Here is an 11,123-nt window from a genome sequence, read left to right on the forward strand (position 1 = left end):
TCAGGCCCGGTGGTCCGCCGCCGGGCCTGACGTTTTTGTTTTGTCTGGTACGCCGTGATCCCGGCTCCGGCTGCCGTGCGGCATGCCCGGGCTGGGCGCTGCGCGGACCCTCCCGGCGCGGCTGATCGCGGGGTATGGTCGCGGGCGTGACGATCACCGAGGTCCGCCTGCATCGGCTCAGCACACCACTGCACACCCCGTTCGTGACTTCCCTGCGCACCGCGACCGAGATCCGCTCCCTCGTGGTCGAGCTGGTCGACTCCGACGGCTTCCGGGGGTACGGGGAGGCGCCGGAGGTGTGGCGGGTGACCGGGGCTTCGATCGAGGGCGCGGAGGCGTGCGTCCGGCTGCTCACCCCGATCCTGACCGGCGCGGACCCCGAGGACCTGGTCGCGCTGCTCGGCCGGGTACAGCGCGCTGTCGTCGGCAACGAGTCGGCGAAGGCCGCTGTGGACATCGCCCTGCACGACCTGGCGGCGCGGCGCCTCGGCGTACCGCTGGCCCGGCTGCTGGGCGGCACGACCCTGCGCGTGCCGACCGACGTCACGCTGGCGGCCGGTGAGCCCGGCGGGCTCGCCGAGGCCGCCGCCGCCCGGGTCAAGGAAGGCTTCACGGTCATCAAGGTCAAGGTCGGCACAGACGCCGCCGGGGACCTGGCCCGGGTAAGGGCCGTCCGCGAGGCCGCCCCGCAGGCGACGATCCGGCTCGACGCGAACCAGGGCTGGACCCCGCGCGAGGCCGTCCGGGTCATCGGGGCCATCGAGGACGCCGGCCTCGGAGTCGAACTCGTCGAGCAGCCGACCCCGGCCCACGACATCGAGGGCCTCGCGTGGGTGTCGGAGCGCGTCAGCCTGCCGGTGATGGCCGACGAGAGCGTCTTCGGCATCCGCGACCTCGTCGAAGTGATCCGCCGCCGCGCCGCCGACCTCGTCAACGTGAAACTCGCCAAGTGCGGCGGCCTCGCCCCGGCGCGTACCCTGCTGGAACTGGCCAGGGCACAGGACATGGGAACCGTGGTCGGGTCCATGATGGAGGGTCAGATCGGCGTGGGCGCGGCCGCCAGCCTCGTCGCCGCGTACGGGACCAGTGCCGTCAGCGATCTCGACGCGGCCTGGTGGCTGGCGGAGTCCCCGCTCGGCGGCGGTCTGAGGTATGACGGCGCGACGGTCGTGCTGCCGGCCGAGCCTGGCCTCGGTGTGGAAGGGATCTGGTAACTGTGGTGCTGTCCATCTACGGGGCGCGGCTCGGCGAACGCCCGTTCCTCGCGAGCAACGAGCACGTCACGCACAACGCGGCGAGCACCATGAAAGCCGCCGTCCTCGCCGCCCTGTACCGCAGCGGCACCGACCTCGACGCCGAAGTACCGGTCAGCAACGGTTTCCGCTCGGCCCTCGACGGCGAGATCTTCGACAGCACCCCTGGCTACGACTCCGACCCCGAGGTGTGGTCCAAACTGGACGGCACGGCCACGCTGCGCTGGCTGGCGTACCGGATGGTGATCTGCTCTTCGAACTTCGCCACGAACCTCTGCCTGGACCACGTCTCCCTCAACGAGGTGGCAGACGTCTGGCGGCAGGCGGGCGCCGAGCACAGCGTGACCCGGCGCGGCATCGAGGACTACCGCGCCCACGACGCCGGCATCATCAACGAGGTGACCGCCGCCGACCTGGCGAAGCTGTTCCTGTCCCTCGAACCGGAACTGCTGGACATCATGACGGCCAACGAGCACCGGGCCGACCTGGCCTCCGGGCTGCCGGAGGGCACCCGGATCTCGTTCAAGAACGGCTGGATCAAGGGCTGCCGGCACAGCGCGGGCATCGTCTACCCGCCGGACGCCCCGCCGTACGTCCTGGCCATCTGCTACACCGGCCCACTGGCCAGCGGGAACTCCACCGAGGACCCGGCGGCCCGGCTGCTCGGCCGCCTCTCCAGGGCCGTCTGGGACCGCCGCCACAAGCTGTAGTCCATGATCGTGGGACCCCTCATGTCGCTATAGCGACATGAGGGGTCCCACGCCCTAGCCCAGCAGGTTCGCCCGGAGTGCTCCGATGTCGACACCGAGCCCGTCCGTCACGTACACCTCGATGTCACCTGCCGCCTCGAAGGCAGCCTCCAGATAGGACGCCCTGGCCTCGATCAGCGGCGCGAAGAGCTCGACGTCGAGGCCCAGCCGGGTCAGCAGCTGCCGGGCGCCGGCCACGGCCTCGTTCGTGCGGAGATAGTCGGCGAAGACGGTCTCTCGGTCCACGCCGAGCGCCGTGAGCGTCAGCGCGGCCAGCCAGCCCGTCCGGTCCTTGCCTGCCGTGCAGTGGAACAGGACGGGCAGTCCCGCCGGGTCGGCCAGCATCCCCAGCGCGGCCCCGAACTGCTGACGCGCCCGCTGATCCGTGGCGAACCAGCGGTACATGTCGAGCATGATGCGCTCACCCCGCCCGTCCCGCAGCAACGCCGACGGGTCGCCGTTACCTGCGGCTGTCGCCATCATCGAGTAGATGTCGAGAGTCTCGTCGTAGACGGGCAGCGGGCACAGCCGCAGGCCGGGCGGCAGCCGGTCGGCGCCCAGCAGCTCGACCTCCGGCATGCCCCGCAGGTCGATGACCGACACGAGCGACAGGCCTGCCATCGTGACCAGGTCCTCGTCCGTCAGCCGGGCCAGCGCGTCGGCCCGCCACACCCTGCCGGTCAGCACCCGCACCCCGCCTGCGGCCCGGTGCCCGCCCAGGTCGCGGGCGTTGCGTACCCCAGTCAGCGCAGTCATGCCCCCATCGTGCCGGAACCAGCGGCTATCTTTGGCTCGTACCGGCATACCAGCCGCCCCATACCCCCTTTCCGTCAGGAGGAACCAAGCATGCGTGAGGCAGTGGTCGCAGTCGGGGTGGCAACCCTGTGGACGGCCCCGGAAGCGCCCCGGCCCGTGGACGCACCGGCCCTCGGCACCCCGGCCCATCCCCGCCACTGGCTCAACGCCATGACCTCCGGCGACCGCGCCGGGCTCAACGGCCGTACCCTCACCCAGATCCCGCTCGGCGAGGCCGTCCTCGTCGAGGAGGAACGCGAGGGCTGGAGCCGGGTGCTCGTGCCCAGCCAGGCCAGCGAGCTCGACGAGCGCGGATACCCGGGCTGGCTGCCGAGCGCCCAGCTGACGGGCGCGTCCGCCGTACCCGGCGACGCGTACATTGTGGACGCGACCAGCACCGCGCTGCGCGACGAGCCCAGCGGGGACGTGGCACTGCCCGCCGTCGTCCTCGGTACCCGGCTCGTCGCGGCCGGGCCGGTCGTGCGGGGCTGGGTGCCGGTGCACGTGCCCGGCCAGGCCGAGCCGCTGTTCGCCCGGCTCCGGGACCTGCGGGCTGCCGCGGCCGGCGCCGGTACGCCGCTGGCGGTGGCGGAGCGGCTCCTCGACGTGCCGTACATCTGGGGCGGCGTCTCCGCGTACGGCATCGACTGCTCCGGGCTCGTGCACCTCGCCTACGCCCGGACCGGCCAGCAGGTCCCCCGCGACGCCGCCGAGCAGCAGGCAGCGGCCACCCCGGTCGCCCTCGGCACCGAGCAGCCCGGCGACCTGTACTTCTTCGCCCGGCCCGGCCAGCCCGTGCACCACGTCGGCTTCGTGCTCGGCGAGCGCCGGATGCTGCACGCCTGCTACACGGGCGGCAAGGTCGTCGCCGAGGACCTCACCCCGGAACGCTCCGCGACCCTGGTCTCCGCCGGCCGCCTCTGAGCACGGGTACGCGAAAGGGGCCCGGGGTCAACCCCGGGCCCCTTTCGCACAACAGCGTCAGGGCTGCCTGTCTCGCGGCAGCGTCAGGGCTGGCCGGCGGCCGGCTTGGCTGCCGGGAGCTCGCCCCGGCGGCGGTCCCGGGCGGACTTCGCCAGGCTGAGCACCGTCGTGATGGCCAGGGTGCCGATGATGATGCTCAGCGACAGCCAGATCGGGATGTGCGGTACCCAGGTGAAGGGCTCGCCGCCGTTGATGAACGGCACCTGGTTGTCCGCCATCGCTTCCATGATCAGCTTGACGCCGATGAAGCCGAGGACGAGGGACAGGCCGATCGAGAGGTACACCAGCCGGTCGAGCAGGCCGCCGATCAGGAAGTACAGCTGGCGCAGGCCCATCAGCGCGAAGACGTTGGCCGTGAAGACCAGGTACGGCTCCTTGGTCAGGCCGAAGATCGCGGGGATCGAGTCGAGCGCGAAGATCAGGTCCGTCGTGCCGATCGCGATCATGACGATCAGCATCGGGGTGAACATCTTCCGGCCGTGGAACCGCGTGGTCAGGTCCGCGCCGTGGTACTCCCGCGTGACCGGCAGGATCTTCCGCGTCCAGCGGATCATGATGTTCTCGTGGTACTCGTCGTCCCCGGTCTCCCCGCCCTTGGCCAGCTTGATCGCCGTGTAGACCAGGAACAGGCCGAAGATGTAGAAGACCCAGTTGAACCGGCTGATCACCGCGGCGCCGGCCGCGATGAACGCGCCACGCATCAGCAGCGCTATCACGATGCCGACCAGCAGGACCTTCTGCTGGTAGATCCGGGGCACCCGGAAGTTCGCCATGATCAGGACGAAGACGAACAAGTTGTCGACCGACAGGCTGTACTCGGTCACCCAGCCAGCGAAGAACTCCCCGGCATACGCGCCGCCGGACGTGACCAGGATGCCGAGGCCGAACAGCACAGCCAGGCCGACGTAGAACACCACCCACAGCGTGGACTCGCGCATGGATGGCTCGTGTGGCCGCCGCCCGACGATCGCCAGGTCGAACAGGAGCAGGGCGACCAGCCCGACGATCGTCGCAGCCCAAACCCAGGTGGAAACATTCACTTCAGCAGCCTCCGGCAGACACCATGTATCACCGGAGGTCTCTTCCGCCGCGAACCAGCACCAGAGCTGGCAGGCGACCGGCGGCCCCGGGCTCCCAAGAGCCGTGCTGACGAGACCGCCACGGGGGAATACTCCCCTCCATGTGCTCCCTATTGTCGCCGGCGGAAAGCCCCGGCGCAGTTCAGGGGCTGTGATTTGACCCGCGCCACGCCGCGAAACCCTCGCGACACGCCAAAAACCCCATTTTGGTGCACTCGGAGCGAATGCCCCAAGGGTGTGCCCGCCGTGACACCCCGTGCGCATCCTAGGAGCCTGGGTATCCCATTCGCCTTGCGAGAATGTCCGATTGCTGGCAGGCTGCGCGCATGATTCTCGAAGTCGCCCTCATCGACGTGCAAGCCGGGCAGGAAGACGCTTTCGCCGAGGCATACGCCAAGGCCCTGCCGATCCTGGCCGAGACGCCCGGCTGCCAGACAGTCCGGATGACCCGCGGCATCGAATCGCCCTCCCGCTTCGTCCTCCTCGTCGAGTGGGACACCGTCGAGGCCCACCTGGAGAACTTCCGGGCCACCGAGCGCTTCGAACAGTGGCGCGGCATCATCGGCGGCTACTTCGCGGCTCCCCCGGTCGTCGAGCACTTCACCGACGTCCCGGCCTGACCGCCTGGCCCGACCGGCCTCCCCGTCCGACGGCTCGGTCCGACCATGCGGCGCTGATCCGGCTGACCGCTCGGTCAGACCGGCCGGCAGGCGGTGGGCAACGGCCACCGACGCGGAACGGGCAGCAGGCAGCAGGCAGCAGGCAGCAGGCAGCAGGCAGCAGGCAGCCGCTAACCTCGGCGGCCAGGTCCGGCTACGGACCACTGCCAGCGGCCGGAACCGGCCACCAGGCATCTCGCGTGCGCACCATCCACGTGCACGCCCTCGCGCAGCCTGGCCGCCCTGGCGCCGGACAGCCAGTACCCACCGTCCTGCTCCCGCCCAGCTGAGCGGGAGCAGGACCGCACGTCAGGCGCCGGCCGCGTCCATCTGCCGGAGTTCCTTCTTCAGCTCCTTGATCTCGTCCCGGATCCTGGCCGCCAGTTCGAACTGGAGCTCGCGGGCCGCGCCGAGCATCTGGTCGTTGAGCTGCGCGATCAGGTCGGCCAGGTCGGCACGGGCCATCCCGGGCTCTGAGGTCAGCGAGATCCGCGGCGACTTCGACGCGCCGCCACCCGGCACCGGGGACTTGCCACGGGACAGCTGGCGGCCACCGCCGACCAGGGCCGCGTCGGTCTCCTCCGCCTCGCGATAGATGTCGTCGAGCACGTCGCGGATCTTCTTCCGGAGCGGCTGGGGATCGACCCCGTTCGCCTCGTTGTACGCGATCTGCTTGTCACGCCGGCGATTCGTCTCGTCGAGCGCCTTGGCCATTGATGGCGTGATCTTGTCCGCGTACATGTGGACCTCGCCGGACACGTTACGGGCCGCGCGGCCGATTGTCTGGATCAGCGAGGTCGCCGACCTCAGGAAGCCCTCCTTGTCCGCGTCGAGGATCGCCACGAGCGACACCTCCGGCAGGTCGAGGCCCTCCCGGAGCAGGTTGATGCCGACCAGCACGTCGTAGTCGCCCTTGCGCAGCTCACGCAGCAGCTCGACCCGGCGCAGCGTGTCCACCTCGGAGTGCAGGTACCGCACGCGGATGTCGTGCTCGAGCAGGTAGTCGGTGAGGTCCTCGGCCATCTTCTTGGTCAGCGTCGTGACCAGCACCCGCTCGTCCCGCTCGGTACGCAGCCGGATCTCGTGCATGAGGTCGTCGATCTGGCCCTTGGTCGGCTTGAGCACCACCTCGGGGTCAACCAGGCCGGTCGGCCGGATCACCTGCTCGACGAACTCGCCGCCGGTCTGGTTCAGCTCCCAGGGGCCGGGTGTGGCCGACAGGTACACCGTCTGGCCGACCCGGTCACGGAACTCGTCGAAGCGCAGCGGCCGGTTGTCCATCGCGGACGGCAGCCGGAACCCGTGGTCCACGAGGGTCCGCTTACGGGAGGCGTCCCCCTCGTACATGCCGCCGATCTGCGGGACCGTCACGTGCGACTCGTCGATCACCGTCACGAAGTCGGACGGGAAGAAGTCGATCAGGCAGTGCGGCGCGCTGCCCTCGCCCCGGCCGTCGATGTGCCGCGAGTAGTTCTCGATGCCGGAACAGAACCCGACCTGCCGCATCATCTCGATGTCGTACGTCGTGCGCATCCGCAGCCGCTGCGCCTCCAGCAGCTTGCCCTGCCGCTCCAGCTCGGCCAGCCGGATGCCCAGCTCGGCCTCGATGTCGTTGACCGCGCGCTCCATCCGCTCCGGGCCGGCCGCGTAGTGCGTGGCCGGGAAGATGAGCATGTGGTCGGTCTCCCGCACCACGTCACCGGTCAGCGGATGCAGATAGCTCAGCTTCTCGACCTCGTCGCCGAACATCTCGATCCGGATCGCCAGCTCCTCGTACGCCGGGATGATCTCGATCGTGTCGCCCCGCACCCGGAAGGTGCCGCGCGCGAACGCCACGTCGTTCCGGGTGTACTGGATCTCCACCAGCCTGCGCAGCAGCTTGTCCCGGTCGATCTCCTCGCCGACCTTCACCGCCGCCGCCCGCTCCAGGTACTCCTGCGGGGTGCCCAGGCCGTAGATCGCGCTCACCGTGGCCACGACGATCACGTCCCGCCGGGTCAGCAGGCTCATGGTCGTCTTGTGCCGCAGCCGCTCGACCTCCTCGTTGACCGAAGAGTCCTTCTCGATGTACGTGTCGGACTGCGGGACGTACGCCTCGGGCTGGTAGTAGTCGTAGTAGCTGACGAAATACTCGACGGCGTTGTGCGGCAGCAGCTCACGGAACTCCGTCGCGAGCTGCGCTGCGAGGGTCTTGTTCGGCGCGAGAACCAGCGCCGGGCGCTGCAGCTCCTCGATCAGCCACGCCGTCGTGGCACTCTTGCCCGTACCGGTCGCGCCCAGCAGCACCGAGTGCTCGTCGCCACGGCGGACCCGCCGGGCCAGTTCGGCGATCGCGGCGGGCTGGTCACCCGCCGGCTTGTACTCACTCACAACCTCGAAACGACCCGACGAACGGGTGATGTCCAGCGCCATGCCCCCACCGTACGCGGGGGGTACGACAAGCGCCGGCGGCGATGCGCCAACAAGCCCAAAAACCATTGTGTGCCCAAGATCCCGCCGATAGCCTCGACGATGCAGCAGGCGCGGCGCCTGCTCCCGGCGGCCGGCCAGCTAGGCCAGGCCCCGGGCACCGGTCGCAGCACCCAGCCCCACACGCTGGTGAGCGCGCCGGGTGCTGGGCGCCGCGCCTGCCCAAAGGGATCGTGGCCCCACCCGGCCACGATCCCTTCTGGTCTCTGCCGACCCGCTGAGAGCGAATCTGGACTGCGCATCGCGGTTTCCCACGTACAACACCGGTACGAGGGAAACCGCGATGCTTGCCAGCCTCGCTCTCAGCGGGCCACCTCGCCTTAGAGCAAGATCAAGGGCTTTTTCCTGGTACCCAGTTGGTGGTGGTGGCCCAGGATTCGGCTCGGGTGTCCATGCTGTCGAACCAGGGTTCCTTGGCTTCGGCGTAGTCGCTGGCGGTGAGGCCCTGGGCGGCGAGGGTGGCCTTGAGGGTGGCGTACTCGGTGACGGTCCCGGGGGTGGCGCGCAGCCAGTCGCGGAAGAGGAGCGCCCAGCGCCAGCTCGGCGAGCCCACGGTGCGGACGTGCAGGTGGACGACGATGCCGGGGTCTGCGCAGCCGTGCATGAGCTTGTGGTGGATCGGGCTGCCGGGCGGCTTCGGGTTGTCCCACCACTCGCCGTCCTTGGCCGGGAACCCTGCGGCGGCCAGCAGCGGGGCGATCTTGCGCCCGGTGTCCAGGTCCGCGACCCCGAGCTGGATGTCGATGACGTCCTTGGCCGGCAGCCCCGGTACCGAGGTGGAGCCGATGTGGTCGAGGCTGAGGACGGCGTCGCCAGCCGCGTGCCGGATCCGGGCGGCCAGCCGGGCGTACCTGGCTGGCCAGGCCGGGTCGGAGGGGACGATCGCCAGCTCTTCGGGGCGGCGGGAGTACCGGCCGGCGCGGAGGTTGGCCTCGTACCCGATCAGGCGGGGCCAGGCAGCGTCGATCTGGGCGTGGAGGGCTTCGAGGCTGCCGGAGTTGTCGAGGACGATGTCGGCGACGGCTGCCCGGTCCGCGTCGGTGGCCTGGGCGGCGATCCGCGCCTCGGCTTCGTCACGGGACAGGCCACGGGCGGTCAGCCGGCCGAGGCGGATGTGGTGGGCGGCCTGCACGACGAGTACACAGTGGAAGGTCGGGGCCAGGCCGACCTCGGTGAGCAGCGGGATGTCATGGACCACGACGGCGTCTGGCGGGGCCTGGGCCGCGAGTTCGTCGGAGCGGGCGCGGACCCGGGGGTGGATGATCGCCTCCAGCTTCTGCCGGGCGGCCGGGTCGCCGAAGACCTTGCCGGCCAGGGCGGGGCGGTCGAGCGCGCCGTCGGTGATCACGCCGGGGCCGAAGGTCTCCGCGATGGCCGCCAGGCCGCCGGTGCCGGGGCCGACCACCTCACGGGCCAGCACGTCCGAGTCGATGATCACGGCGCCCAGCGTCGCCAGGTGAGCGGCCGTCGCGCTTTTCCCGGCGCCGATCCCGCCGGTGAGTCCCACATGCAGCATCCCGCGAGCCTACCGGGGACAGAAAAGCCGGCAGCCCGGCACGCGAGTCGCGTGCCGGGCTTCCGGATGGGTCGTGCTGCTTAGCTCTTGCCACCCGCGAGCTTCTCGCGGAGGGCGGCCAGCGCCTCGTCGGTGGCGAGGGTGCCAGCGGGCTCCTCGGCGGCCTTGGCGGCAGCCGGGGTGCTGCTGGTGGTCACGCCGCCAGCGGCGGGAGCGACCGGACCGGCCTCGGCAGCCTCGGCCTCGGCCACGCGGGCGGCCTCGACCTGCTTGCCGTGGGCCTCCCAGCGGGCACGGGCCTCGGCGTACTGCTTCTCCCACAGCTCGCGCTGCGCGTCGAAGCCCTCGAGCCACTCGCCCGTCTCCGGGTCGAAGCCGTCCGGGTAGACGTAGTTGCCAGCCTCGTCGTAGGTGGCAGCCATGCCGTACGCGGTCGGGTCGAAGTGCTCGTCGCCCTCGACGAAGCCCTCGTTGGCCTGCTTGAGGGACAGCGAGATCCGGCGGCGCTCGAGGTCGATGTCGATGACCTTGACCAGGACATCGCCGTTGACCTGGACGACCTGCTCCGGGATCTCCACGTGGCGCTCGGCCAGCTCGGAGATGTGGACCAGGCCCTCGATGCCGTCGTCGACGCGCACGAACGCACCGAACGGAACGAGCTTGGTGACCTTACCCGGGACGATCTGGCCGATCTGGTGGGTCCGGGCGAACTGGCGCCACGGGTCCTCCTGGGTGGCCTTCAGCGAGAGCGACACGCGCTCGCGCTCGAGATCGACGTCGAGAACCTCGACCTCGACCTCCTGGCCGACCTCGACAACCTCTGACGGGTGGTCGATGTGCTTCCAGGACAGCTCGGAGACGTGCACGAGGCCGTCAACGCCGCCCAGGTCCACGAACGCGCCGAAGTTGACGATCGAGGACACGACACCCTTGCGGACCTGGCCCTTGGCGAGCTTGTTCAGGAACTCGGTGCGGACCTCGGACTGCGTCTGCTCGAGCCACGCCCGGCGGGACAGGACCACGTTGTTGCGGTTCTTGTCCAGCTCAATGATCTTGGCTTCGAGCTCGCGGCCGACGTAAGGCTGGAGATCGCGGACGCGGCGCATCTCGACCAGCGACGCGGGGAGGAAGCCCCGGAGGCCGATGTCGAGGATGAGGCCGCCCTTGACGACCTCGATGACCGTGCCGCGGACGACGCCGTCGTCTTCCTTGATCTTCTCGATCGTGCCCCAGGCCCGCTCGTACTGAGCGCGCTTCTTGGACAGGATCAGACGGCCCTCCTTGTCCTCCTTCTGGAGAACAAGCGCCTCGATCTCGTCACCCACGGAGACGACCTCGGCCGGGTCAACGTCGTGCTTGATCGACAACTCGCGCGAGGGGATGACACCCTCGGTCTTGTAGCCAATGTCGAGCAGGACCTCGTCCCGGTCGACCTTGACAACGGTGCCTTCGACGATGTCGCCGTCGTTGAAGTACTTGATGGTCTCATCGATGGCGGCGAGGAAGGCTTCCTCCGACGCGAAGTCATTGATGGCGACCTGGTTCGAGGAGACCTCGGTGCTGCTCGTCATGTGGGCAGGTGCTCCGGTGGGTTGTCGATCGTATGTTCGGCGCGTCGA

General features: G+C 69.9%; 9 protein-coding genes. 4 read left to right on the forward strand and 5 right to left on the reverse strand.

What is annotated here, in order from left to right:
• Positions 1-146: 146 nt before the first annotated feature.
• Entirely contained in the window at positions 147-1,214 is a 1,068-nt protein-coding gene (locus A3G1_RS0112670; RefSeq protein ID WP_026212087.1) for a mandelate racemase/muconate lactonizing enzyme family protein, read from the forward strand.
• Between the two features lie 2 nt (positions 1,215-1,216).
• Positions 1,217-1,963, forward strand: a complete 747-nt coding sequence (locus tag A3G1_RS0112675) for a serine hydrolase (RefSeq protein ID WP_018349846.1) — start codon at positions 1,217-1,219, stop codon at positions 1,961-1,963.
• A gap of 54 nt (positions 1,964-2,017) precedes the next feature.
• Here A3G1_RS0112675 and A3G1_RS0112680 read toward each other — a convergent pair whose 3' ends face one another.
• The gene (locus A3G1_RS0112680; RefSeq protein ID WP_018349847.1) at positions 2,018-2,758 is read right to left on the reverse strand and encodes a tyrosine-protein phosphatase; all 741 of its coding nucleotides are present in this window, start codon (positions 2,756-2,758) and stop codon (positions 2,018-2,020) included.
• Between the two features lie 90 nt (positions 2,759-2,848).
• On the opposite strand from A3G1_RS0112680, the gene A3G1_RS0112685 reads away from it, so the two are divergent.
• On the forward strand, positions 2,849-3,721 hold the full coding sequence (locus tag A3G1_RS0112685) for a C40 family peptidase (protein WP_018349848.1): 873 nt from the start codon (positions 2,849-2,851) through the stop codon (positions 3,719-3,721).
• Positions 3,722-3,804: 83 nt separating this feature from the next.
• Here A3G1_RS0112685 and A3G1_RS0112690 read toward each other — a convergent pair whose 3' ends face one another.
• Positions 3,805-4,821: a TerC family protein gene (locus A3G1_RS0112690; protein WP_018349849.1), complete on the reverse strand. Its 1,017-nt coding sequence runs from the start codon at positions 4,819-4,821 to the stop codon at positions 3,805-3,807.
• 365 nt (positions 4,822-5,186) lie between these two features.
• On the opposite strand from A3G1_RS0112690, the gene A3G1_RS0112695 reads away from it, so the two are divergent.
• Positions 5,187-5,480 (forward strand): antibiotic biosynthesis monooxygenase family protein, encoded by a 294-nt coding sequence (locus A3G1_RS0112695; RefSeq protein ID WP_018349850.1) that lies wholly within the window; start codon positions 5,187-5,189, stop codon positions 5,478-5,480.
• 348 nt (positions 5,481-5,828) lie between these two features.
• Here the strand turns inward: A3G1_RS0112695 and uvrB are convergent, their stop codons facing one another.
• The 3 genes from uvrB to rpsA all read right to left on the reverse strand — a co-directional run bounded on the left by uvrB (position 5,829) and on the right by rpsA (position 11,075).
• A complete protein-coding gene (uvrB, locus tag A3G1_RS0112700; RefSeq protein ID WP_018349851.1) occupies positions 5,829-7,931 on the reverse strand; it encodes an excinuclease ABC subunit UvrB in 2,103 nt (700 codons plus the stop codon).
• A 388-nt stretch (positions 7,932-8,319) separates the two neighbouring features.
• Positions 8,320-9,504 (reverse strand): dephospho-CoA kinase, encoded by a 1,185-nt coding sequence (coaE, locus tag A3G1_RS0112705; protein ID WP_018349852.1) that lies wholly within the window; start codon positions 9,502-9,504, stop codon positions 8,320-8,322.
• Between the two features lie 80 nt (positions 9,505-9,584).
• Positions 9,585-11,075: a 30S ribosomal protein S1 gene (gene rpsA / locus A3G1_RS0112710; protein WP_018349853.1), complete on the reverse strand. Its 1,491-nt coding sequence runs from the start codon at positions 11,073-11,075 to the stop codon at positions 9,585-9,587.
• Positions 11,076-11,123 lie beyond the last annotated feature (48 nt).

The organism is Longispora albida DSM 44784 (assembly GCF_000379825.1).
In the GTDB taxonomy this organism is placed as follows: domain Bacteria; phylum Actinomycetota; class Actinomycetes; order Mycobacteriales; family Micromonosporaceae; genus Longispora; species Longispora albida.